20 protein-coding genes are annotated in these 21,786 nt (G+C 65.0%); 12 read left to right on the top strand and 8 right to left on the bottom strand.

The genetic code is table 11. From position 1 onward, the window contains the following. The first annotated feature begins 85 nt into the window (after window positions 1–85). The 6 genes from dnaA to ACKUUH_RS15345 all read left to right on the top strand — a co-directional run bounded on the left by dnaA (window position 86) and on the right by ACKUUH_RS15345 (window position 10,039). Window positions 86–1,660, top strand: coding sequence for a chromosomal replication initiator protein DnaA (gene dnaA / locus ACKUUH_RS15320; protein WP_407950771.1), 1,575 nt, complete (start codon window positions 86–88; stop codon window positions 1,658–1,660). 434 nt (window positions 1,661–2,094) lie between these two features. Then, window positions 2,095–3,213 (top strand): DNA polymerase III subunit beta, encoded by a 1,119-nt coding sequence (gene dnaN / locus ACKUUH_RS15325; protein ID WP_407950772.1) that lies wholly within the window; start codon window positions 2,095–2,097, stop codon window positions 3,211–3,213. A 33-nt stretch (window positions 3,214–3,246) separates the two neighbouring features. After that, complete coding sequence (gene recF / locus ACKUUH_RS15330) at window positions 3,247–4,479, top strand: DNA replication/repair protein RecF (protein ID WP_407950773.1); 1,233 nt, start codon at window positions 3,247–3,249, stop codon at window positions 4,477–4,479. A gap of 16 nt (window positions 4,480–4,495) precedes the next feature. Then, window positions 4,496–5,089 carry an ATP-dependent Clp protease proteolytic subunit gene (locus ACKUUH_RS15335; protein ID WP_407950774.1) on the top strand — a complete coding sequence of 198 codons (594 nt, stop codon included), beginning with the start codon at window positions 4,496–4,498 and terminating at the stop codon, window positions 5,087–5,089. A 41-nt stretch (window positions 5,090–5,130) separates the two neighbouring features. Further along, on the top strand, window positions 5,131–7,575 hold the full coding sequence (gene gyrB / locus ACKUUH_RS15340; RefSeq protein ID WP_407950775.1) for a DNA topoisomerase (ATP-hydrolyzing) subunit B: 2,445 nt from the start codon (window positions 5,131–5,133) through the stop codon (window positions 7,573–7,575). Window positions 7,576–7,684: 109 nt separating this feature from the next. Next, window positions 7,685–10,039 carry a PBP1A family penicillin-binding protein gene (locus tag ACKUUH_RS15345; protein ID WP_407950776.1) on the top strand — a complete coding sequence of 785 codons (2,355 nt, stop codon included), beginning with the start codon at window positions 7,685–7,687 and terminating at the stop codon, window positions 10,037–10,039. A gap of 224 nt (window positions 10,040–10,263) precedes the next feature. Here the strand turns inward: ACKUUH_RS15345 and ACKUUH_RS15350 are convergent, their stop codons facing one another. Both ACKUUH_RS15350 and ACKUUH_RS15355 read right to left on the bottom strand, forming a co-directional pair. Beyond that, window positions 10,264–10,866 (bottom strand): 2-hydroxychromene-2-carboxylate isomerase, encoded by a 603-nt coding sequence (locus ACKUUH_RS15350; protein ID WP_407950777.1) that lies wholly within the window; start codon window positions 10,864–10,866, stop codon window positions 10,264–10,266. Between the two features lie 20 nt (window positions 10,867–10,886). Continuing rightward, window positions 10,887–11,615, bottom strand: a complete 729-nt coding sequence (locus ACKUUH_RS15355) for an SDR family oxidoreductase (RefSeq protein ID WP_407950778.1) — start codon at window positions 11,613–11,615, stop codon at window positions 10,887–10,889. Between the two features lie 113 nt (window positions 11,616–11,728). Here ACKUUH_RS15355 and ACKUUH_RS15360 point away from each other — a divergent pair, with 113 nt between their 5' ends. Continuing rightward, complete coding sequence (locus ACKUUH_RS15360; protein WP_407950779.1) at window positions 11,729–12,229, top strand: winged helix-turn-helix transcriptional regulator; 501 nt, start codon at window positions 11,729–11,731, stop codon at window positions 12,227–12,229. A 1-nt stretch (window position 12,230) separates the two neighbouring features. Here the strand turns inward: ACKUUH_RS15360 and cysK are convergent, their stop codons facing one another. From cysK to ubiE, 6 genes are all read right to left on the bottom strand, one after another. Next, window positions 12,231–13,190: a cysteine synthase A gene (cysK, locus tag ACKUUH_RS15365; protein ID WP_407950780.1), complete on the bottom strand. Its 960-nt coding sequence runs from the start codon at window positions 13,188–13,190 to the stop codon at window positions 12,231–12,233. Between the two features lie 60 nt (window positions 13,191–13,250). Then, complete coding sequence (locus ACKUUH_RS15370) at window positions 13,251–13,697, bottom strand: RrF2 family transcriptional regulator (RefSeq protein WP_407950781.1); 447 nt, start codon at window positions 13,695–13,697, stop codon at window positions 13,251–13,253. A gap of 7 nt (window positions 13,698–13,704) precedes the next feature. Next, a complete protein-coding gene (gene dut, locus ACKUUH_RS15375) occupies window positions 13,705–14,169 on the bottom strand; it encodes a dUTP diphosphatase (protein ID WP_407950782.1) in 465 nt (154 codons plus the stop codon). Further along, window positions 14,166–15,410, bottom strand: coding sequence for a bifunctional phosphopantothenoylcysteine decarboxylase/phosphopantothenate--cysteine ligase CoaBC (gene coaBC / locus ACKUUH_RS15380; RefSeq protein ID WP_407950783.1), 1,245 nt, complete (start codon window positions 15,408–15,410; stop codon window positions 14,166–14,168). Before coaBC ends, dut begins: the two co-directional genes overlap by 4 nt. A gap of 137 nt (window positions 15,411–15,547) precedes the next feature. Beyond that, window positions 15,548–17,164: a 2-polyprenylphenol 6-hydroxylase gene (gene ubiB / locus ACKUUH_RS15385; RefSeq protein ID WP_407950784.1), complete on the bottom strand. Its 1,617-nt coding sequence runs from the start codon at window positions 17,162–17,164 to the stop codon at window positions 15,548–15,550. Between the two features lies 1 nt (window position 17,165). Next, the gene (gene ubiE, locus ACKUUH_RS15390) at window positions 17,166–17,966 is read right to left on the bottom strand and encodes a bifunctional demethylmenaquinone methyltransferase/2-methoxy-6-polyprenyl-1,4-benzoquinol methylase UbiE (protein WP_407950785.1); all 801 of its coding nucleotides are present in this window, start codon (window positions 17,964–17,966) and stop codon (window positions 17,166–17,168) included. 105 nt (window positions 17,967–18,071) lie between these two features. On the opposite strand from ubiE, the gene mutM reads away from it, so the two are divergent. From mutM to ACKUUH_RS15415, 5 genes are all read left to right on the top strand, one after another. Continuing rightward, window positions 18,072–18,953 carry a bifunctional DNA-formamidopyrimidine glycosylase/DNA-(apurinic or apyrimidinic site) lyase gene (gene mutM, locus ACKUUH_RS15395; protein WP_407950790.1) on the top strand — a complete coding sequence of 294 codons (882 nt, stop codon included), beginning with the start codon at window positions 18,072–18,074 and terminating at the stop codon, window positions 18,951–18,953. A 21-nt stretch (window positions 18,954–18,974) separates the two neighbouring features. Beyond that, window positions 18,975–19,379, top strand: a complete 405-nt coding sequence (locus ACKUUH_RS15400; RefSeq protein ID WP_407950786.1) for a hypothetical protein — start codon at window positions 18,975–18,977, stop codon at window positions 19,377–19,379. Window positions 19,380–19,464: 85 nt separating this feature from the next. Beyond that, window positions 19,465–20,241 (top strand): enoyl-CoA hydratase, encoded by a 777-nt coding sequence (locus ACKUUH_RS15405; protein ID WP_407950787.1) that lies wholly within the window; start codon window positions 19,465–19,467, stop codon window positions 20,239–20,241. A gap of 199 nt (window positions 20,242–20,440) precedes the next feature. After that, entirely contained in the window at window positions 20,441–20,704 is a 264-nt protein-coding gene (rpsT, locus tag ACKUUH_RS15410) for a 30S ribosomal protein S20 (protein ID WP_407950788.1), read from the top strand. 535 nt (window positions 20,705–21,239) lie between these two features. After that, entirely contained in the window at window positions 21,240–21,716 is a 477-nt protein-coding gene (locus ACKUUH_RS15415; protein ID WP_407950789.1) for a rhodanese-like domain-containing protein, read from the top strand. The last annotated feature ends 70 nt before the right edge of the window (window positions 21,717–21,786 follow it).

Raw genomic sequence — 21,786 nt, forward strand, 5'->3', positions numbered from 1 at the left:
GGCGCGCTCAGCGGCGATGCGGACGGGAGGGCGGACTCCTGTCGGTTATGGGCTAATTCCGGCGCCTCTTCTGGGCCGGAGCAAAATGAGGCATGACGTTTTGGACGAAGAAAACATGGTGCAATCCCCGGCAGAGAGACGCACGCGGGAAACGCGCGATCTGACGTCCTTTTCCGGAGGCGCCGGAAACGAGAGCCGGAGCGGCAGGGACGGACACTCGTCGCCCGCGATCCTGGCCGACCGGTGGCGGCGCGTACGCTCGCGTCTTCAGGCGGAGCTGGGCGAGGCGACCTTCAACAGTTGGTTCAAGCAGATCGAGCTCGTCGGCGCCGAGGATGGCCGCGTCATGCTCTCCGTGCCGACGCGTTTCATTCGCAACTGGGTCGTCTCCCATTATGCCGACCGTCTTGCCGAACTCTGGGCGGACGAGGATGCCGCCTATACGCGCGTCGACGTTTCGGTGAGCACTGAAGGCAGCGCCTTGCACAAGCCCGCAACCGCGAGCCTTGGCGAGACGGCGCCTGCCTGCGATGCCGCGCTCGCGCCGGAGCCGCGCACATCCCAGCCGGCGCCTTCCGGCCTGCCGCAGGGTTTCGAGGATGCCGGCGTCGGCGCGCCGCTCGATCCGCGTTTCACTTTCGAGGCCTTCGTCGTCGGCAAGTCGAACGAGCTTGCGCATGCCGCCGCGCGCCGCGTCGCCGAGGCGACCGACGTCACCTTCAACCCGCTCTTCCTTTATGGCGGCGTCGGCCTCGGCAAGACGCATCTCATGCATGCCATCGCCTGGGAAATCCGCACGCGCCATCCCGAGCGCAAGGTGCTTTATCTCTCGGCCGAGAAGTTCATGTACCAGTTCGTCCGCGCGCTCCGCTTCAAGGACACCATGGCCTTCAAGCAGCAGTTCCGCTCCGTGGACGTGCTGATGATCGACGACGTGCAGTTCATCTCCGGCAAGGACTCGACGCAGGAAGAATTCTTCCACACCTTCAACGCCTTGATCGACCACAACCGCCAGGTCATCATCTCCGCCGACCGCTCGCCTTCCGATCTCGACGGCATCGAGGAGCGCATTCGTTCGCGCCTCGGCTGGGGCCTTGCCGCCGACATTCATCCGACCGATTACGAGCTGCGTCTCGGCATCCTGCAGGCCAAGGCCGACGAGATGATGCAGAGGAACGGCCCGGTCGCGATCCCGTCCGGCGTGCTCGAATTCCTCGCCCACCGCATCGTCTCGAATGTCCGCGAACTCGAAGGCGCCCTGAAGCGCGTCGTCGCCTATGCCTCGCTCGTCGGCCGGCCCATCACGCCGGAGATGACGCAGGAAGTGCTGCGCGATCTTCTGCGCTCCAACGACCGCAAGATCACCATCGAGGAGATCCAGCGCCGCGTCGCCGAATACTACAACGTGCGCCTCGCCGACATGCTCTCGGCGCGTCGCGCCCGTGCGGTCGCCCGGCCCCGCCAGGTCGCCATGTACCTGTCGAAGCAGCTCACCACCCGGTCGCTGCCGGAGATCGGGCGGAAATTCGGTGGCCGTGACCACACCACTGTCATCCATGCGGTTCGCAAGATCGACGAACTCCGGCAGGCCGATTCCGGCATCGAGGAAGACGTCGATCTGCTCCGCCGCATGCTCGAGGGCGGCCACGCGCCCAACTGAGCCCGCCCGCCTGCCGGGGCCTCCCGGGGGCATCCGGAGAAGCCTTGCGAATCAGGGGGTTATTGACCCTCTGAGGGCCTCCGGATTCGCCCCGGATTCGGCTGAAAAACGTGCATCGACCACACGATCTGGTATACTCGCGCTCGCGAATTCCGCGGAAATCCGGCCTGTGCCGGACCGCGTCCGAAGGGCACCCATAATCGGCGGATTTGGGGTCCCGCATCGGGCGCGGCATTCCGGCCCTCCTGTTCGCAGCGGTCCAAGGGAACGGCGCGTCTGACAAGCCGCGCAATGCTCCCGGACACTCTGGAACCGGACCCGGGAAGGGTAATTTCCGCAACAAGAACTCGCGCCGGAATCGCAAGGGGTCGGGCATCCGCGCGCCCGCCCGCGCCGTCACCAGAGAGCCCAAACGGGGGGACTGAAGAGAGACCATGAAGATCACGATCGAACGGGGCGCCCTGCTCAAGTCTCTCAACCATGTGCAGTCGGTTGTCGAACGCCGTAACACCATTCCCATTCTGTCGAATGTGCTCATCAAGGCCGAGGACGGCCAGTTGAGCCTCACCGCGACCGACCTCGACATCGAGGTGATCGAGGCGATCGACGCCGATGTCGCGCAGGCAGGTGCCACCACCGCCTCCGCCCACACGCTCTACGACATCGTGCGCAAGCTGCCCGAGGGCGCGCAGGTGGAGCTGTCGACCGGCACCGACGAGGGGCGCCTTCAGCTCACCGCCGGCCGCTCGCGCTTCGCGCTGCAGGCGCTGCCGCAGGAAGATTTCCCGGTCATGGCGGCGGGCTCGCTCCCGCACCGCTTCGAGCTTCCCGCCGAAGCCATGCGCCGCCTGATCGACAAGACCCGTTTCGCGATCTCCACCGAAGAGACGCGCTACTATCTGAACGGCATCTATGTCCACGCCGTCGAGGGCGGCAAGCACAACGCGCTGCGCGCCGTCGCCACCGACGGTCACCGCCTCGCCCAGGTCGATCACGACCTGCCGGACGGCGCTTCCGGCATGCCGGGCGTCATCGTGCCCCGCAAGACGGTGCTCGAATTGCAGAAGCTTCTCGAAGGCGATGCGGGCACGCTCTCGGTCGGCGTCTCGGAAACGAAGATCCGTTTCGAGTTCGGCGGCATCGTGCTCACCTCGAAGCTGATCGACGGCACCTTCCCCGATTACGGCCGCGTCATTCCTTCCGGCAACGACAAGATCATGGAAGTCGACGGCAAGCGCTTCGCCGAGGCGGTCGACCGCGTCTCGACCATCTCGACCGAGAAGTCGCGCGCGGTGAAGCTCAATCTCGAGGAGGGCAAGCTCACGCTCTCCGTCACCAATCCGGATTCCGGAAGCGCCACGGAAGAGCTTTCGGTTTCCTATTCGAGCCCCGCGCTCGAAATCGGCTTCAATGCCCGCTACCTGCTCGACATCACGGGCCAGCTCGACGGCGCGGAGGCGACCTTCGCCTTCGCCGATTCCGGATCGCCCACGCTGGTGCGCGACAGCGAAGACGCCATGGCGGTCTACGTGCTGATGCCGATGCGGGTATGAGCCTGCGCTGAAAGCGGAAGCAGAGGATAGGGAGTGCCTCGAACGGTTGAGTTGCTCGCGGTCGGCCGGCCATTGGAAACGCCGGAAGAATGCGGTGCCGTTGTGACGGCACCCGTCGCGCCACCGCGCGCGCGGCTCAGCCGCCTCGTCGTCACCGACTTCCGTTCCTATGCGCGCGCCGAACTAGCGCTTGACGGGCGGCCCGTCGTGCTCACGGGTGAGAACGGCGCGGGAAAGACGAACCTGCTCGAGGCCGTCTCGCTTCTCTCGCCGGGGCGTGGCCTGCGCGGCGTGCCCTATGCCGAAATCGCGCGCGACAATGGTGCGGGCGGCTGGGCGGTCGCCGCGACGCTCGAAACGCAGGATGGTCCGGTCCGCATCGGAACGGGGATCGAGCCGGGCGTCGAAAGTGCGCGCAGCCGTCAGGTCCGCATCGATGGCGAGCAGGCGGGGCCCTCCGCGCTCGCCGAACTCGTCTCCCTGGTCTGGCTCACGCCCGCCATGGACAGGCTTTTTGTGGAGGCGGCGGGCGAGCGCCGCCGCTTTCTCGACCGGCTGGTGATGGGCTTCGATCCGGCGCATGGCACGCGCGCCGGTGCCTATGACCGGGCGCTGCGCGAGCGCAACAGGCTGCTCGCCGACGATGTTTTCGACGACGCCTGGCTCACCGGGCTCGAAGGCCAGATGGCCGAACATGGCGTCGCGCTTGCGGCCGCGCGTGTCGAAACGCTGGCGCGGTTGCGCGGCGCTCTCGGCGTCGCGCAGGAAGGTCCCTTCCCGCGCGCTCTCGTCTCGATCGAGGGCACGCTGGAAGCGGCCATCGCCGATGCGGCGGCCGTCGATGTCGAGGATGCGTTCCGGGCGCGCCTCAAGGAAATGCGCGGACGCGATGCAGCGGCGGGCCGCGCGCTGGACGGGCCGCACAGGAGCGATCTCCTCGTGCGCCATGCCGCGAAGGATCGCGAGGCGCGCCAATGTTCGACGGGCGAACAGAAGGCGCTGCTGATCGGCATGGTGCTCGCCAATGCGCGGCTTCTCGCCGCCATGGGGCGTCCGCCCTTGCTGCTGCTCGACGAGATCGCCGCGCATCTCGACGAGGAACGGCGTGCGGCGCTGTTCGATGAGATCGTGGGCCTGAACCTTCAGGCCTTCATGACGGGCACGGACCCGTCGCTGTTTGAATCGCTGGGCGCAAGGGCACAGAGCCTCGAGGTCGCGCGAGGCGAGATAAGCCAGGCCGAACCGCCCGCACGGGAATGCGAATAGGAAAAGGAAAACTGCGATGAGAAACGACAACGAAACGCCGGACGTCGAAGCCCTCAAAGGCCAGTTCATGCCTCTGGTCGATCAGGGCCTCTTCAAGGCGCGCACCGTGCTCGTCACCGGCGAGATCAACGACCGCCAGGCGCGCGCCGTCAGCGAGCGCCTGCTTGCCATGGCGGGCGAGAGCGACGATCCGATCACCGTCATCGTCTCCTCGCCGGGCGGCCATGTGGAATCGGGCGACATGATCCACGACATGATCAAGTTCATCAAACCGCGCGTGCGCGTGCTCGGCACCGGCTGGGTCGCGAGCGCGGGCGCGCTCATCTATGTTTCCGCCGAGCGCGAGGATCGCTACTGCCTGCCCAACACGCGCTTCCTGCTGCACGAACCGCGCGGTGGCGTCGGCGGCTCTGCCACCGAAATCGACATCCAGGCGCGTGAAGTGCTGAAGATGCGCGAGCGCCTGAACAATATCTTCGCCGACGCCACGGGCCAGCCGCTCGATCGGATCGTCAAGGATACGAACCGCGATCACTGGATGAATGCGGAAGAAGCGAAGGAATACGGCGTCGTCGGCAAGATCATCCGCTCCGCCGCCGAAATCGTCTGACGACGACAGAGACGCTCTTCGAGGAACTCAAGGAAAGAAGCATGTCCAATCCCGCCGACGAAACACCGGAAGAATATGGTGCGGAATCGATCAAGGTCCTGAAAGGCCTCGACGCCGTGCGCAAGCGGCCCGGTATGTATATCGGCGACACGGATGACGGCTCCGGCCTTCACCACATGGTCTATGAGGTCGTCGACAACTCGATCGACGAGGCGCTCGCCGGCTATTGCGACGCCGTCAATGTGCGTCTCAATCCGGACGGCTCCGTCACCGTCATGGACAATGGCCGCGGCATTCCGGTCGAAATCCACAAGGGCGAGGGCGTCTCCGCTGCCGAGGTCATCATGACCCAGCTTCATGCGGGCGGTAAGTTCGACCAGAATTCCTACAAGGTCTCGGGCGGTCTTCACGGCGTCGGCGTTTCCGTCGTGAACGCGCTTTCCGACTGGCTCGAAATGCGCATCTGGCGTGCGGGCAAGGAACACGCGATCCGCTTCCAGCACGGCGTGCCGGATGCGCCGCTCGCCGTCGTCGGCACGGCGCCCGTCGGCGCGGATGGAAAGCCCGTCACCGGCACCGAGATCACCTTCCATCCCTCGGCCGGAACCTTCACGCAGACGGACTTCGACTTCGCCACCCTCGAACACCGCCTGCGCGAGCTCGCCTTCCTCAATTCGGGCGTGAAGATCAATCTCCTGGACCAGCGCGGTGTCGAGCCGAAAGAGGTCAAGCTCATGTATGAGGGCGGCCTCGAAGCCTTCGTGCGCTTTCTCGACCGCACCAAGACACCCCTGATCCAGACGCCCATCGCCATCGGCGCGGAGCGCGACGGCATCACGGTCGAAGTCGCGATGTGGTGGAACGACAGCTACCACGAGAATGTGCTCTGCTTCACCAACAACATTCCCCAGCGCGACGGTGGCACGCATCTCGCGGGCTATCGTGGTGCGCTGACCCGCGTCATCAATTCCTACGCCAATGAAAGCGGCATCGTGAAGAAGGAAAAGGTGAGCCTCACCGGCGACGACGCGCGCGAAGGCTTGACCTGCGTCCTTTCCGTGAAAGTGCCCGATCCGAAATTCTCCTCGCAGACGAAGGACAAGCTCGTCTCGTCGGAAGTCCGCCCCGTTGTCGAAAGCCTCGTCAACGACGCGCTTTCGACTTGGCTTGAGGAACATCCCTCCGAAGCGCGCCAGATCGTCACCAAGGTGGTGGAAGCCGCCGCCGCGCGCGAGGCTGCCCGCAAGGCCCGCGAGCTGACGCGCCGCAAGGGCGCGCTCGATGTCTCGAGCCTGCCCGGCAAGCTCGCCGATTGTCAGGAGCGCGACCCCGCGAAATCCGAACTCTTCATCGTCGAGGGTGATAGCGCCGGCGGCTCGGCGAAGCAGGCGCGCGACCGTTCCAATCAGGCGGTGCTTCCGCTTCGCGGCAAGATCCTCAATGTCGAGCGCGCGCGCTTCGACAAGATGCTCTCGTCCAATGAAATCGGCACGCTGATCACCGCGCTCGGCGCTGGCATCGGCCGCGACGACTTCAACATCGAGAAGCTGCGCTACCACAAGATCATCATCATGACCGACGCCGACGTCGACGGCGCTCATATCCGCACACTCCTTCTCACCTTCTTCTTCCGGCAGATGCCGGAGGTGATCGAACGCGGCCACCTCTACATCGCGCAGCCGCCGCTCTACAAGGTGCGGCGCGGCACCTCCGAAACCTACCTGAAGAACGAGAAGGCGCTCGGCGACTATCTCATCGCCACGGGCCTTGAGGACATGGTGCTCACGCTGCATGACGGCTCGCAGCGCGCCGGTCCCGATCTTCAGGACATTGTGGCGAAGGCGCGCGCCGTGCGCGGCGTGCTCGAAGGGCTGCCGGGCAAATATCCGCATTTCGTGGTCGAGCAGGCAGCGATTGCCGGCGCGCTCAACCCCAAGGCGCTTGCAGAGCCCGAACATGCGCGCGAGGCGGCCGCCTATATCGCGCGGCGTCTCGATCTCCTCTCCGAGGAAACGGAGCGCGGCTGGGTCGGCGAGACGACGGATGACGGCGGCCTGCGCTTTGCGCGCGAGGTGCGCGGTGTCCGCGAGGAAGTGTTCATCGACGGTCCGCTGATCGCGAGCGCCGATGCGCGCCGCCTCGACAGCTACACGCAGCACCTTCAGGAAATCTATGTGAAGGCGGCGACCCTGCGCCGCAAGGATGAGAGCCACGCCATCCGCTCGCCCTCGCAGCTCCTCGAAGCCGTCATGGCGGCAGGCACCAGGGGCAACACGGTCCAGCGCTACAAGGGTCTGGGCGAAATGAACCCCGGCCAGCTCTGGGAAACCACGCTCGACCGCGACGCCCGCTCGCTCCTCCAGGTGAAGATCCGCGAGCTCGACGAGGCCGACGATCTCTTCGTGAAGCTCATGGGCGACGTCGTGGAACCGCGCCGCGATTTCATCCGCGAAAACGCCCTCAACGTCGCCAATCTCGACGTGTGAGTTATGGTTCGGAAGCAAATCGTTAACAACGCGTTAACCATCGCTGTCTAGCTTCGGCACGGGGGAGTCCAAAGGCCCCGAAAGGGCAGAGCGCGAGGCGTCGGGTCCAATGTCATCCCGCAAACCCGGATCTGGAAGGCGTGGGATTCCGCAAGACGAGGACGGCTGGACCATCGTCCGCCGTCCGGGCCTCGGGCCGGTACGCATTCGTGTCGGCGCGAACGAGCCCGAGGATGAGCCGGAAGAGTGGGAACAGGAAGACGGCGGCGACATGGGACGCTGGGACGACGAGCACGACGAGCCGCGCCGCATCGAGCCGACTTTCTCGAAAGGCGGCGCCCGCAAACCCGCGTCCAAAAAGTCCCCCCGGAAAACATCGAAAAAATCCGCTCCGAAAAAATCGGCCCCGAAAAAATCAACAGGTCTTCGCGCGCCCTCGGCCGATGACCGCCCCGTGCCGCCGCGCGGTTATCGCCCCAAAACATCGTCGCGGAAACCCGCGTCCCGCCGCGCGAAAAAATCCGGCCGCTCGCTTCTCGGCAGCATCGCCTATGGTGCCGCCGTTCTCGCGCTCTGGGGCCTCATCGCCTTTGGCGGTCTCCTCTTCTGGTACGGGTTGAACCTGCCCGACACATCGGGCCTCTACAACGTCAAACACACGCCCTCCGTCTCCATCGTCGCCGCCAATGGCGAGGTGTTGAGCCATCGCGGCGACCTCAAGGGCAGCTATGCCTCGCTCGGCGACCTGCCGGCCTATGTGCCGCAGGCCGTCCTCGCCACCGAGGACCAGCGCTTCTACTGGCATTTCGGCGTCGATCCCGTCGGCCTCGCCCGCGCCGTCGTGGTGAACTACAAGGCCGGTGCCTATGTCCAGGGCGGCTCCACCATCACCCAGCAGCTCGCCAAGAACGTCTTCCTTCAGCCCGACCGCACGATCTCGCGCAAGATCGAGGAAATGGTGCTCGCCGTCTGGCTCGAGCTCCGCTTCACCAAGGAAGAAATCCTGACGCTGTACCTCAACCGCGTTTATTTCGGTGGCGGCGCCTATGGCCTCGAAGCGGCTTCCGAGCGTTTCTTCCGCAAGCCCGCCCGCGCCCTCACGCTGCCCGAAGCGGCCATGCTCGCCGGCCTCCTGAAGGCGCCGTCGCGTTATTCGCCGACCAACGACATCGACCTCGCGCGCCGGCGTGCCGGCGTCGTGCTGCAGAACATGGTCAATGCGGGCTACATCTCGCCGGATGACGCGCGCCTCGCCAATGTCGCGCCCGCCTCGCTCGAGGGCTACACGGCGCGCGGCTCGATCAACTATTTCGTCGACTGGGTGGCCGAGGCGCTCCCCGACTATGCGGGCAAGCCCGACACCGATGTGAGCGTCATCACCACCATCGATCCCGCGCTCCAGAGCGAAGCGGAACGGATCGTCGCCGAGGTTCTTCAGGTCGAGGGCAGCGGCATGAATGCGAGCCAGGCCGCCCTCGTCGCCATGACGCCGGATGGCGCGGTGCGCGCCATGGTGGGCGGCCGCTCCTATGTGCAGAGCCAGTTCAACCGCGCCGTGCAGGCGAAGCGCCAGCCGGGTTCCGCTTTCAAACCCATCGTCTATCTGGCGGCGATGGAAAAGGGCCTCACCCCCGACACGGTGCGCACCGACCGCCCGGTGAATTACGGCGGCTGGGCGCCGGAGAATTATTCCGGCCGTTTCGAGGGCGACATGACGCTGCGCACCGCGCTGGCGAAATCCGTGAACACCGTCGCCGTGCAGGTCGCGCGCGAAGCCGGCATCCGCAATGTCGTCGCCGCCGCGCGCCGCCTGGGGCTTCAGGACGAACTGCCCTCCAATCTCTCGCTCGCGCTCGGCTCCGGCAACGTCAACCTCCTCGAACTCACTGCTGCCTACGCGACCTTTGCGAATGGCGGCTACGGCGTCTTGCCCCATGGCATCGAGGAAGTGCGCGCACGATCCGGCGAAGAGCTCTACCGCCGCCAGGGCTCGGGGATCGGCCGCGTCGCCGATCCCTTCGTCGTCGCCGAAATGAACAACATGCTGAAAGCCGTGATGATCTACGGCACCGGCCGCAACGCCGCGCTTGGGCTCCGCCCCAGCGCGGGCAAGACGGGCACCAGCCAGGATTTCCGCGATGCCTGGTTCGTCGGCTACACGGCCGATCTCGTGGTCGGCGTCTGGGTCGGCAACGACAATGGCGCGCCCATGAACAAGGTCACGGGCGGCTCGCTGCCCGCGCGCATCTGGCAGGCCTTCATGGAACGCACGCAGGAAGGTGTCGCCATCGCCGAATTGCCGGACACGGTGCCGGTCGCGACCGCGTCCGCGGCCGATCCCGCGCGCCCCGCCGCGCATGACGGCGCGTCTTATGAGTATGACTGGGAACAGCCCGGCTTCTTCGAGCGCCTCTTCGGCATCGGCGGCACCCGTCCCACCCTCCAGCCCGGCGGCCGGCGGTAGCTGGCCGCAAGCTCCGCGGTGCTTCCCACCCTCCCGCAGGGGATTTCTCTGCAAAAGAGGGTAGCGGCTGGCGTTGATTGATGATTCCCTGTTTTACCCGGCAAACCCGAACGCGATGGGTTTCGCAGAGGAATCCCGAGGGGAGGGTCAAGCTGCCGAAGGCGGCTTGGGGCGGGGGCGCGGGTTTGCGTCTCGCGCAAATCGGCGCGTTGATTCTTTGTCGGCTACCCCGCGATCGCTTCTTCGACCTCGCGCAGCCGGTCCTTGCCGAAATAAATCTCGCCATCGACGAAGAAGGTCGGGATGCCGAAGGCGCCGCGCGCAACCGCGTCTTCCGTGTTGGCGATGAGCTTCGCTTTCACATCCCCATCCTGGATACGCGCGAGAAGGCGCGCGCCGTCGATGCCGCCTGAGTCGAGCGCCGCCTTGATGACCTCCGGCTCGTCCATCTTCAACGACTGCTCCCACATCGCCGGCATCACCGCCGCGATATAGGCAGGCAGGTTGCCGTCGATCTCGGCAGCCACGGCGCCGCGCATGATCTGCAGCGTGTTCACCGGGAAATGCGCGTTGAATTTGAACTTCGTCAGATTGTGCTTCTTGATGAAGCGTTCGATTTCGAGGAACTGGTACTCGCCCTTGTTCTTGATGCCCTGATTGGCGATCACCGGCGACACATTGCCCGTCGCCTTGAAGATGCCGCCCAGCAGCACCGGCACATAGGTGAACGTCGCGCCCGTGCGCTTCTCGATCTCCGGCACCGCCTTCCAGGCGAGATAGGCGTTGGGGCTGCCGAAATCGAACAGGAATTCCACCTTCTTGGTCATCGTCATTTCCTCTTGGTTGCTCAGAAGGTTTCCATCCACGGGCGCAGGTCGAGCTCATGCGTCCACGCGTCGCGCGGTTGCACATGAAGCTGCCAGTACATTTCCGCGATATGTTCCGGATTGAGAATGCCGTCCTTCTCCTTGAGCGCGTAGCGTTGGGGAAAAGTGTCGCGGATGAAGGCGGTGTCGATCGCGCCGTCGATGATCGGATGCGCGACGTGAATGCCTTTCGGCCCGAGTTCCCGCGCCATGCTCTGCGCCAGCGCCCGGAGCGCGAACTTCGCGCCTGCAAAGGCGGCAAATCCGGAGCCGCCGCGAAGGCTCGCCGTCGCGCCCGTGAAGATCATCGTGCCGCGCCCGCGCGGGCTCATCACCCGCGCCGCCTCCCGTCCGGTGAGAAACCCGGCAAGCGCCGCCATCTCCCAGACCTTCCGGTAGACGCGCTCGGTCATTTCGGTGATCGGGAAATTCACATTCGCGCCGATGTTGAAGACGAAGACTTCGACAGGTCCGACCTCGCGCTCCACCGTCTCGAACAGCGAGACAACATCCTCTTCCTTGCGCGCATCCGAGCCGAAGCCGCGCGCCTCGCCGCCCGCCGATCTGATCTCTTCGAGGAGGGGGATCAGTTTTTCTTCCGAGCGCCGGGTCACGCAGGCGGTATAGCCTTCCCTGGCGAAGCGCTTGGCAACGGCGCCGCCCGTTGCGTCGCCCGCGCCGATGATGATGGCGGCTTTCTTTTCGCTCATGGGTGCTCCTCCATATGGCCGGGGAGTATAAGTTCTGTTTTAGAACTTGTCCCCTATAATGGGTTCCGAAAGAGAACCTGTCAAGCTATACTGCCCGGGAAAGGGAGCCCCTCATGCGCTGGGAAGAACTCGACCGCCAACCTTGTTCGCTCGCCAGGTCGCTGTCCATTGTCGGCGACAGGTGGACGCTCCTCGTGCTGCGCGAGTGTTTCCTGCGCGTGCGCCGTTTCGAGGAATTCGAGCAACGCCTCGGCATTGCGCGCCATGTGCTCGCCGACCGCCTGAAGAAGCTGACCGATGCAGGCGTGCTGCGGAAGGTGCCCTATCAGGAGCGTCCCCGCCGCGAGGAATACAGGCTGACGGAAAAGGGGCTCGATCTCTACCCCGTCATGCTTTCGCTGCTGGACTGGGGCGACAAATGGATGGCGGGGCCGGAAGGCCCGCCCGTGCTCCGGCGTCACAAGGCCTGCGGCCATGTCACCCATGCCGTGCACACATGCTCGGAATGCGGCGAAGTGCTCGGCGCCCGCGACATGACGGTCGAAATGGGTCCCGGTGCGAAGGGCGGCGAACTGCCTCCCGCCGCGAAAGCGGAAGGCAGCTCGTCCGAATAGATCAAAGCCCGTCGAACAGCGCCGTCGAGAGATAGCGCTCTGCGAAGGACGGGATGATCGCGACGATCGTCTTGCCCTTCATCTCCGGCCGGCATCCGACTTCAAGCGCAACGGCAATCGCCGCGCCCGAGGAAATGCCGCAGGGAATGCCCTCCATGCGCGCCGCCTTGCGCGCATGTTCGAACGCCGTCTCGTTGCCGATGGTGACGATCTCGTCGATCAGCGACTTGTCGAGATTACCCGGCGCAAAGCCCGCGCCGATGCCCTGGATCATGTGCGGTCCGGGCTGCCCGCCGGAAAGCACGGGGCTGTCTTCCGGCTCGACCGCGATCATCCTCAAGCCCGGCTTTCGCGCCTTCAGCACCGAGCCGACGCCGGTAAAGGTGCCTGCCGTTCCGATGCCGGAAATCACCGCGTCGACCTTGCCGTCCGTATCGTTCCAGATTTCCTCTGCCGTCGTCCGGCGATGGATTTCCGGGTTCGCCGGATTGTCGAACTGCTGCGGCATCACGGAATTGGGATGCTGCGTCAGCAGTTCCTCGGCCCGCGCGATCGCGCCCTTCATGCCTTTTTCCTTCGGCGTGAGTTCGAGTTCCGCGCCGAGCAGCGCCAGCATCTTGCGCCGTTCGATCGACATGCTCTCCGGCATGCACAGGATCAGCCGGTAGCCCTTCGCCGCGCAGACGAAGGCAAGCGCGATACCCGTATTGCCCGATGTCGGCTCGATGATGACGGTGTTGTCGGTAATCTTGCCCTGGCGCTCCAGCGCCTCGATCATGGAGACGCCGATGCGGTCCTTCACGCTTGCCAGCGGATTGAAGAATTCGAGCTTGAGCAGAACGTCGGCAACGGCGCCCGCTTCCTTCGCCATGCGATTGAGCCGCACAAGCGGCGTATCGCCGATGGTCTGCGTGATGCTGTCATAGACGCGCCCGCGACCTGGCTTCTTGTTCTCGGTCATATCGGCCTCCCGGACCATTGTGTAAGGCTCTACGCCCGCCCTCGGGCGAGCCTATCAGATTCAGATAATGAAATCGGCGGTCGGTTTCGAGTTGCCGACGCCCGCCTCGTCCGCCTTGCGGCAGAGATCCTCGATGGTGATGTCGTCGAGCGTCGCCATGATCTGGCGCTGCACGTCTTCCCACAGCGGTGCGATCACGCGCGCGCCGAGTTCCGAGGGCTGCGCGCCCGGTTCGTCGGAGGCCTCCATCGCGCCGACCACGCGCACGACCTCGCCCACGGGGATGCGCCGCCGTTCGCGCGCCAGCGTGTAGCCGCCGCGGGGCCCGCGCACGCCTTTCAGGATGCCCGCATGCACAAGCTGCTGCATGACCTGTTCGAGATAGCGCTGCGGAATGCCCTGGCGCCGCGTGATCTCCTTCGACTGAACGGGATCGGGCCGCGCATTGATCGCGACATCGACCACCGCTTCGAGCGCGAGCCATGTTTTCTTGGAAAGTCTCAGCATCTTTCGCTCACCCCTTCGTTCCGGTCGAGCCGAAGCCGCCAGCGCCTCTTGCCGTTTCGTCGAGTGTCTCGACTTCGCGGAGCCTCGCCTGCGTCACCGGTGCAATGATCATCTGCGCAATGCGCGTGCCCCGCTCGATGGTGAAGGCGTCCTGTCCGAGATTGATGAGGATGACCTTCACCTCGCCGCGATAGTCGCAATCGATCGTGCCGGGCGAATTGAGCACGGTAACGCCGTTCTTCGCCGCGAGCCCGGAGCGCGGGCGCACCTGCGCCTCGAAGCCCTGCGGCAGCGCGATGGCGAGCCCCGTCGGCACCATCGCGCGCTCGCCGGGCGCGAGCGCCAGCGTCTCGCCGTCGGCGAGTGCGGCGGTGAGGTCCATGCCGGCGGCCCCTTCCGTTTCGTAGCGGGGGAGCGGCAGTCCTTGTGCATGCGGCAATCGCTGCACGCTCACATCGACAGGCGGGTTCATTCGGCGGCCTTTGCAGTGGAGAAATGATCGGCGATGCGCCGCGCGAGACGTTCGGCAACGGCCTGCTTCGGCAAGAGCGGCCAGTCCTCCTGTCCCTCGCGCGTGATGAGATGCACCGTGTTGAGATCGCCGCCCATCACGCCCGTCGTGGGCGAGACGTCGTTCGCGACGATCCAGTCGCAGCCCTTGCGCTGGCGTTTGGCGACGGCGTGCTGGATCACCTTCTCGGTCTCCGCGGCGAAACCGATAACAAGGGCAGGGCGCTTCTCCTTCATCTGGGAGATCGTCGCGAGGATGTCGGGGTTCTCGACCAGCATCAGCGCGGGCGCCTGCTCGCCCGGCGTCTTCTTCAGCTTCTGTTCCGCATCGCTCGCCACGCGCCAGTCGGCGACGGCGGCCGCACAGATCGCGATGTCGGCGGGCAGTGCCCCCTCGCAGGCGGCGAGCATCTCGCGCGCCGTCTCGACGCGCCGCACGGTCACGCCGGGCGGGTCGGGCAGGTTCGTCGGTCCCGACACGAGAACCGTCTCCGCGCCGAGCCGCGCCACGGCCTGCGCAATTGCGTAACCCTGCTTGCCGGAAGAGCGGTTCGCGAGATAGCGCACCGGGTCTATCGGCTCATGCGTCGGCCCCGACGTAATGAGCACGCGCTTGCCTTTGAGAGGCCCGCCGCCCGGATAGGCAAGCTCCGCGAAATGCGCCTCGATGGCGGCGAGAATTTCCGAAGGTTCCGCCATGCGCCCCGGCCCGTATTCGCCGCAGGCCATGTCGCCTTCGTTCGGCCCGACGAAATCGACGCCGTCCGCCATCAGCGTTTCGAAGTTCCGTTGCGTGGCGGCATGCGTCCACATCCGCACATTCATCGCCGGCGCGATCAGCACCTTCTTGTCGGTCGCAAGCAGCGCCGTGCTCGCAAGATCGTTCGCGAGCCCGTTCGCCATCTTCGCCATCAGGTCGGCGGTCGCGGGCGCGACGACAAGGAGGTCCGCATCGCGCGACAGTTCGATATGCCCCATCTCCGCCTCGTCGGTGAGGCTGAAGAGATCGGTATAGGCCTTCTCGCCGGTGAGGCTCGAGACCGAGAGCGGCGTCACGAATTGCTGCGCGGCCTCCGTCAGGATCGCGCGCACGGAGGCGCCGCGCTCTCGCAAGCGGCGGATCAGCTCGAGACATTTATAGGCCGCGATCCCGCCGCCCACGATCAGCAGCACGCGCCGTCCGTTCAGGATGCTCTCCGCCAATCTCCATCTCCCATGCAGGACGCGGCACCGAAAGGTTTTCCGCAATTCGGGTGCAAATATAAATATTCACGCAGACAATTTGTAGATCAAATCGCACGCCGGGGAAACAAAGGAAATAGGAAGAAAAAACTGTTTGATTACAGCAGGTTGGCGAGGAGGAGGGCTCCCAGCGCGCCGATGGCGAGCCAGACAAGCGGCGACCGCCGCTCGCGCCGCTCCTGCGCCTCGGCAATCCGCTCGGCGGAACTCGGGTGAATGCGCACCCCGTCCTCATCCACATTTTCGGCAAGAAGCCGCGCCGTGCGCTCCGCCCGGTCGAGCACCTCCGGCAGGTGGCTCATCATGCGGCCAAGCTGCATCGCGCCCGCCGCCGCCTCCTCGATGCGCGCTTCCGGCGCCATCCGCTCCGCCATCCAGGCCTTCAGCACAGGCTCGGCGCTCTCCCAGATATTGTGATCGGGGTCGAAGTCGCGCGCCACGCCCTCCACCACCACCATCGTCTTCTGCAGCAGAATGAGTTCGGGCCGCGTGCGCATGTCGAACTGCTCTGTCACCTGGAAGAGCTGCGCGAGCAGCTTGCCCATCGAGACCTCGCGCGCCGGCCGCCCGAAAATCGGTTCGGCGACGGAACGCAGCGCCTGCGCGAAGGCATATTTGCTCTTCGACCCCGGCACATAGCCCGCCTCGAAGTGGATTTCGGCGACGCGCACATAGTCACGCATGATGAGCCCGTAGAGAATTTCGGCCATGAAGCGCCGCTCGTTCGGCCCGATCCGTCCCATGATGCCGAAATCGACGGCGACGAGCCTGCCCTCCGCATCGACGAAGAGATTGCCCTGATGCATGTCGGCATGGAAAAAGCCGTCGCGCATCGCATGCAGCAGGAAGGACTGGATCACCTGTGTGCCGAGCCGCTTCATGTCGTGACCCGCGGCTGCGAGGGCGGCGCGGTCGGAAGCGGGAATGCCCTCGATCCACTCCATCGTCATGACGCGCTTGGACGTCCGCTCCCAGTCGATCTGCGGCACGCGGAAACCGGCGTCTTTCGCCGTGTTCTCCGCCATCTCCGACATCGCCGCCGCTTCGAGGCGGAGATCCATTTCGAGCTTCACGCTGTCGGCAAGCGTCTGCACGATCTCGACGGGCCGGAGCCGTCGCGCCGGCGCATGGTTGCGCTCGATGAATTCCGCCGCCCAGAAGAAACTCTCGAGATCGTCGCCGAAGCGTTTCTCGATGCCGGGCCGGAGCACTTTCACGGCGACATCGCGTTCTTCCGGATGGCTTTCGCTGGCCCGCGTCTTCGCGCGATGCACCTGCGCAATCGAGGCCGCCGCGATCGGTTCGCTGAGAAAACTGAATATCTCGTCGACGGGTTTGCCAAGCCCCTCCTCGATTAACTGCCGCGCCTCTGGCATCGGAAAGGGTGGCAATTTGTCCTGCAGCGAGGTGAGATCGCTCGCGAGTTCGGGGCCGATGATGTCGGGCCGCGTCGCCAGAAACTGTCCGAGCTTGATATAGGCGGGGCCAAGCGCGGCGAGCGCGCTCGCAAGTCTCTCGCCCGCATTGGCGCCCGCATCGCCGTTTGCGTCTTCCCTCGTGCCTTCCCAAGGCAGCCTCAGCTTCGCCAGCGGCATCAGCGCGAGAAGGATCGCGGGCATCTCCTCGCGCAGCTCCAGCGGAAACAGCGCATCGTGCCGCCCGAGCACGCGGGCCGCGCGCGTCAGCCGCGCAAGGGAACGAACGGCGCGCAGCATGTCAGAGCCGCCAGCCTGAATGAAGCGCCGCCACGCCGCCCGTGAGGTTGCGGTAGCTCACATTGCCGAAGCCCGCCTGCGCGATCATGCGCTTGAAGTCTTCCTGCGGCGGAAAGCGGCGAATGCTTTCGACGAGATATTGATAGGGCGCGCCATCGCCCGTCACCCACTTACCCATCGCCGGAATCGCGGAGAAGGAATACTTGTCATAGACCTCGTCGATGAGCGGCACGGCGACATGGCTGAACTCAAGGCAGAGAAAGCGCCCGCCCGGCTTCAGCACGCGGTACGCATCCTTCAGCGCCCGGTCGACATGCGTGACGTTACGAATGCCGAAAGCAATCGTATAGGCATCGAACGAACGGTCGGGAAAGGGCAGCGTCTCCGCGTCCCCGCAGGCGAATTCGACGCGCCCTTCGAAAGCCTTCGCCTCGGCGCGCGTCTGCCCGACGCCGAGCATATGCGAATTGATGTCGCACACCGTCACCTGCGCGTTCGGCCCCGCACGTTCCAGAAACCGGAAGGCGATGTCGCCCGTGCCGCCCGCCACGTCGATCAGGTGGAAGGGGCGCTCGCCGCGCGGCGGGTTCAGCCAGTCGATCATGGCCTGCTTCCAGGCGCGGTGAAGCCCGCCCGACATCAGGTCGTTCATCAGGTCGTAGCGGCTCGCCACCTGCTCGAACACATTATGAACGAGCCCCGCCTTCTCGTTCTCCCGGACGGTCCGGAAGCCGAAATGCGTCTCGCCGTTTTCGGGGGCAGTCCCCTCGTTTTTCGCATCTGCGTTCATGCGCGGGACCATAGACCGTTTTCCAGGCAGGCGGAACCGGTCCCTGATCGGGATTAGCTCGTGGCGCGCCGCCGCCGGGGGCGCTACTTTCATCCCTGTCTCACCAAGCGGGAAACCATGCCTGAACTGCCCGAAGTCGAAACGGTCCGTCGCGGCCTCGCGCCCGCGCTTGAAGGCAGGCGGATCGCGCATGTGACGCAGCGAAGGCCGGACCTGCGCTTTCCCCTGCCGCCGCGCTTCGCCGAGCGGCTGACGGGCCGCCGCATTTCACGCCTCGACCGCCGCGCGAAATACATCCTCGTCCGCATCGAGCCGCTGGGGGCGGCCGGCGAGGAAGTCCTCATCATGCATCTGGGCATGTCGGGCCGTTTCACCATCCACGGTCCGGAGGGGACGCGCACTCCCGGCCTCTTTCATCACGGCATGCCGGGGGCGGAGCGCCACGATCACATCGTCTTCGACATGGAGGACGGCACGCGCATCGTCTATGCCGATCACCGCCGTTTCGGCTTCATGGATCTCGTCGCGGCGGCGGATATCGGTGCGAGCGCGCATCTGGCGGCGCTCGGACCGGAGCCTCTCGGCAACGAATTTTCCGCCGCAACCCTCTCCGGGCGCCTGAAGTCCCGCCGCGCACCCATCAAGGCGGCGCTTCTCGACCAGCGCACGGTTGCGGGCCTCGGCAATATCTATGTCTGCGAGGCGCTCTGGCGCGCCGGCATTTCGCCGAACCGCAGCGCGGCTTCCGTAGCGGGCGCCGTCAGGAGCGAGCGCCTTGCCGCCGCCATCCGCTCCGTTCTCCTCGATGCGATCGCGGCGGGCGGCTCGACATTGCGCGACTACGCGCATACGGATGGCGAACTCGGTTATTTTCAGCATGCCTTTGCCGTCTATGACCGTGAGGGTGAAGCCTGTTCAAAGCCCGGCTGTGGCGGTACCGTGAAGCGTATCGTGCAGTCGGGACGCTCCACCTTTTATTGTCCCCGATGCCAGCGCTGACGAGGAAGCCCGGGAAGGCAGATGACGGTGAGAAAAAGTCCGCTTCGTGCAACAGGCATGGCGCTTGCGCTCGCCGCCCTGGTTTTGGTGGCGCCGTCGCCCACGCGCGCCGAGGGTGGTTATCTCGATGCCGTCGAGGATATGCCCCTGATGGAAGGCCTCGCCGAAACGGGTGACGGCGGCATCGTCTTCGACAAGCCTGCCGGCCGCATCGTGCGCAGTGTCGCGGAAGGCGATGTCGCGCCTGGTGCCGTTCGCGCCTTCTATGTGGAGACCTTGCCCCAGCTCGGCTGGACGCGGGCCAGCGCCTACGAACTCATCGACGGACTTCTCATTTTCCGCCGCGAGGGCGAACAACTGGAAATCCAGATCGTTTCCGTTTCGCCCACGCACACCGAAATCCGCTTTTCCATCACACCCCAGTAGCGCTCTCCGCCGCGAGCCCCCTTGAGGGCCGCGCATGAGGAAAGCTCGAGGGGCAGCAACAATCGGCACGCAAGAGGAGAAACGAATGGCCTACCAGAACATTCTGGTCGAAACGAAAGGCGCGGTCGGCATTGTCACGCTCAATCGCCCCGATGCCTTGAACGCGCTCAACAAGGCGCTGATGGACGAACTCACCGCCGCGCTCGATGCCTACGAGGCCGACGAGGACATCCATTGCATCGTCATCACCGGTTCGCAAAAGGCCTTCGCGGCCGGCGCGGACATCAAGGAGATGCAGCCGAAATCCTACATGGACGTCTACAAGGAAGACTTCATCACCGCGAACTGGGAGCGCGCATCGCGCTGCCGCAAACCGGTCATCGCCGCCGTCGCGGGCTACGCGCTGGGCGGCGGCTGCGAGCTTGCCATGATGTGCGACTTCATCATCGCCGCCGACAATGCAAAATTCGGCCAGCCCGAAATCAAGCTTGGCGTCATGCCGGGCGCGGGCGGCACGCAGCGCCTCACCCGCTTCGTCGGCAAGTCGAAGGCGATGGAAATGTCGCTCACCGGCCGCATGATGGACGCGGAGGAAGCCGAGCGCTCCGGCCTCGTCAGCCGCGTCGTGCCTGCGGGCGAACTCATGGACGAGGTGCTGAAGACAGCGCAGGCCGTTGCGGACATGTCGCTCCCCATCGCCATGATGACCAAGGAAAGCGTCAACAGGGCTTACGAAACCACCCTTTCGGAAGGGGTGCGCTTCGAGCGCCGCCTGTTCCATTCCATGTTTGCGACCGAAGACCAGACCGAAGGCATGGCGGCCTTTGTCGAGAAGCGGAAACCGCAGTTCCGCAACCGCTGAAAAACCGCGGCAAACGGGGCAATTTTGCCGCGGTTTTCGTGCTGTTTCAGCCGGTTGACGAAAGCCGGAGGGGCGCGTATAAACCCCGGCTTCAAAGGGACGGCGGGCGCGAAGAGCGGCTGCCGCCTTTCTTTAAATAGAGATTTTCCGCAGGCCGTCCCGGATTTCCGGACGCCGCGTTGATACGAAGGTCCGATCGATGGCGAACACGAAGTCCGCAAAGAAGGCAATCCGCGTGATTGCGAAGAAGACGGCAGTCAACAAGGACCGCCGCAGCCGCATGCGCACTTTCGTCCGCAAGGTCGAGGAAGCGCTCGCAAGCGGCGACAAGGGCGCGGCGGAAGCAGCGCTTCGTGAGGCGCAGCCCGAGATCATGCGCGCCGCGCAGAAGGGTGTGATCCACAAGAACACCGCTTCGCGCAAAGTGTCCCGTTTTGCACAGCGCGTGAAAGCGCTTGCCTGACAGGCACTTCTTCTCGACGCCTCAGGCGTGATACCAAAAGAATGAAAGCCCGCGCTCGAACGTCGCGGGCTTTTTGCTGCGCGTTTTCCGCTGCTCGCATCGCGTGTCGTGAGTTGCATTGCAATTGCAGGATGCCGCGCATGCATGACTCGAAATGGAAAGTGCATTTGCCAGCGTGACTTGCGCTCGCGCATGTATGTGTGCGTTGCAATCGGCACAGCATCTTGCGGTGCGCGACATGCGTCACAGCGGACAAAAAACTGTCACGCAAGCGATTCTTCCGCTTGCCTAGGCCAGCCCCAGCCGGTATGTTTAACAACCTCAGCGGTGGTGCTGAATACTGTGTTTTTCGAATAAAAATTTATCGAATACAGTATTTGTCGTCGCCGCACGGAGCAAAAAACAAGTATCCAGACAGAACGTGAGTGACGAGCCGGGGTAATTCCGTTATGACCCCCGTCGGACCGGTGTGTCTGGAAGTCGGGCTGGGGAGCCTGGCGGGGTGCGGGTGGTTTCAAGCGGCGGCGGGACATCCATGTCGGGGAAATCGGAAAGCGATGCAGGGCCGGCGATCATTGGCGATCGTCCGGAAGGCTATGCGGGCGATGTGGCGCCGCAGGAGGCGTGGCGCATCCTGAGCGCCGATCCGCAGGCCGTCCTCGTCGATGTGCGCACGCGGGCGGAATGGTCTTTTGTCGGCGTGCCGGATCTTTCCGGCGCCGGCAAGGAACCGGTCCTCCTCGAATGGCAGCAGTTCCCCTCCATGGCGCAGAACGCGGGCTTCGCCGCCGATCTCGCGGCGACGCTCGGCGCGGACGGGCGGAATGCGCCTGTCTTCTTCCTGTGCCGTTCCGGCGCGCGCAGCAAGGCGGCGGCGATCGCCATGTCGCAGTCGGGCTTTGCCCGCTGCTTCAATGTGGTCGGCGGCTTTGAGGGCGATCTCGATGGCGACCGTCACCGTGGCGGCCGCAATGGGTGGAAGGCGGCGGACCTTCCCTGGGTTCAGTCGTAAGCGTTTCCAGGCGAAGTGCCCTTTGCGGTTCGCCGTCCGGAAGCGCGAAAGAGAATGAGGTGGGCGCGGG

Source organism: Parvibaculum sp., assembly GCF_045863935.1.
GTDB lineage: Bacteria > Pseudomonadota > Alphaproteobacteria > Parvibaculales > Parvibaculaceae > Parvibaculum.

Bases quoted from the DNA above. Each gene is read 5' to 3' on its own strand.
- ubiB (WP_407950784.1), bottom strand. From the start codon at position 17,164: ATGCTGCGCGCCGTTCGTTCCCTTGCGCGGCTGACGCGCGCGGCCCGC.
- gyrB (WP_407950775.1), top strand. From the start codon at position 5,131: ATGTCCAATCCCGCCGACGAAACACCGGAAGAATATGGTGCGGAATCG.
- ubiE (WP_407950785.1), bottom strand. From the start codon at position 17,966: ATGGTCCCGCGCATGAACGCAGATGCGAAAAACGAGGGGACTGCCCCC.
- ACKUUH_RS15355 (WP_407950778.1), bottom strand. From the start codon at position 11,615: ATGAGCGAAAAGAAAGCCGCCATCATCATCGGCGCGGGCGACGCAACG.
- dut (WP_407950782.1), bottom strand. From the start codon at position 14,169: ATGAACCCGCCTGTCGATGTGAGCGTGCAGCGATTGCCGCATGCACAA.
- ACKUUH_RS15415 (WP_407950789.1), top strand. From the start codon at position 21,240: ATGTCGGGGAAATCGGAAAGCGATGCAGGGCCGGCGATCATTGGCGAT.
- ACKUUH_RS15370 (WP_407950781.1), bottom strand. From the start codon at position 13,697: ATGCTGAGACTTTCCAAGAAAACATGGCTCGCGCTCGAAGCGGTGGTC.
- dnaA (WP_407950771.1), top strand. From the start codon at position 86: ATGAGGCATGACGTTTTGGACGAAGAAAACATGGTGCAATCCCCGGCA.
- dnaN (WP_407950772.1), top strand. From the start codon at position 2,095: ATGAAGATCACGATCGAACGGGGCGCCCTGCTCAAGTCTCTCAACCAT.
- ACKUUH_RS15345 (WP_407950776.1), top strand. From the start codon at position 7,685: ATGTCATCCCGCAAACCCGGATCTGGAAGGCGTGGGATTCCGCAAGAC.
- mutM (WP_407950790.1), top strand. From the start codon at position 18,072: ATGCCTGAACTGCCCGAAGTCGAAACGGTCCGTCGCGGCCTCGCGCCC.
- rpsT (WP_407950788.1), top strand. From the start codon at position 20,441: ATGGCGAACACGAAGTCCGCAAAGAAGGCAATCCGCGTGATTGCGAAG.
- ACKUUH_RS15350 (WP_407950777.1), bottom strand. From the start codon at position 10,866: ATGACCAAGAAGGTGGAATTCCTGTTCGATTTCGGCAGCCCCAACGCC.
- cysK (WP_407950780.1), bottom strand. From the start codon at position 13,190: ATGACCGAGAACAAGAAGCCAGGTCGCGGGCGCGTCTATGACAGCATC.
- ACKUUH_RS15335 (WP_407950774.1), top strand. From the start codon at position 4,496: ATGAGAAACGACAACGAAACGCCGGACGTCGAAGCCCTCAAAGGCCAG.
- ACKUUH_RS15360 (WP_407950779.1), top strand. From the start codon at position 11,729: ATGCGCTGGGAAGAACTCGACCGCCAACCTTGTTCGCTCGCCAGGTCG.
- ACKUUH_RS15405 (WP_407950787.1), top strand. From the start codon at position 19,465: ATGGCCTACCAGAACATTCTGGTCGAAACGAAAGGCGCGGTCGGCATT.
- ACKUUH_RS15400 (WP_407950786.1), top strand. From the start codon at position 18,975: ATGACGGTGAGAAAAAGTCCGCTTCGTGCAACAGGCATGGCGCTTGCG.